This window comes from Agrobacterium sp. MCAB5 (assembly GCF_052114365.1).
In the GTDB taxonomy this organism is placed as follows: domain Bacteria; phylum Pseudomonadota; class Alphaproteobacteria; order Rhizobiales; family Rhizobiaceae; genus Agrobacterium; species Agrobacterium tumefaciens.
In genome coordinates this window covers 1-431 of the sequence record NZ_JBFREP010000278.1, presented here as the reverse complement: position 1 = coordinate 431, position 431 = coordinate 1, and the positions used below count along the sequence as shown (strand labels likewise).

Sequence of the window (431 nt, the reverse complement as noted above, 5' to 3'; positions counted from 1 at the left end):
GAACATAACCGCCAGCCAGTATGGAATACGTAGGCTCGGTCTACTTCACGCTTGTGTGCTCATGACCGAAGCCCGTTAAACGCATTCTCACCGATATTTGGTCGGTAAGTTAAACCGCTTGCGCCACCATCCTCATATTACTGTCCATTCCTGACAACGTGGCCTGTCAGGATTGGATCGTTGAACAGCTTATGAAGCTCCCGCTCAAGCTGATCCTGCGTGTAAGGCTTGCCGAGCCGGGAAACGTCAAGATCAACTCCAGGCGGCAGTTCTGCATAGCCCGAGGCGATGAGTATCGGAAGCTTTGGGACAATATGGCGCACTGCAATTGCCAGATCTCCGCCGGTCATACCAGGCATTGAATAGTCGGTGATCAGGAGGTCAAAGCCGGTTCCGTCTCCCAGCTGTTCCAGTGCCTCTTTCCCCGAATG

General features: G+C 53.4%; 1 protein-coding gene. It reads right to left on the bottom strand.

All coding sequences use genetic code 11. The features are described 5' to 3' along the window. Positions 1 to 137: 137 nt before the first annotated feature. Positions 138 to 431: response regulator (locus AB4Z23_RS28620; protein ID WP_441361326.1), on the bottom strand; the 294-nt coding region annotated here is incomplete at its 5' end.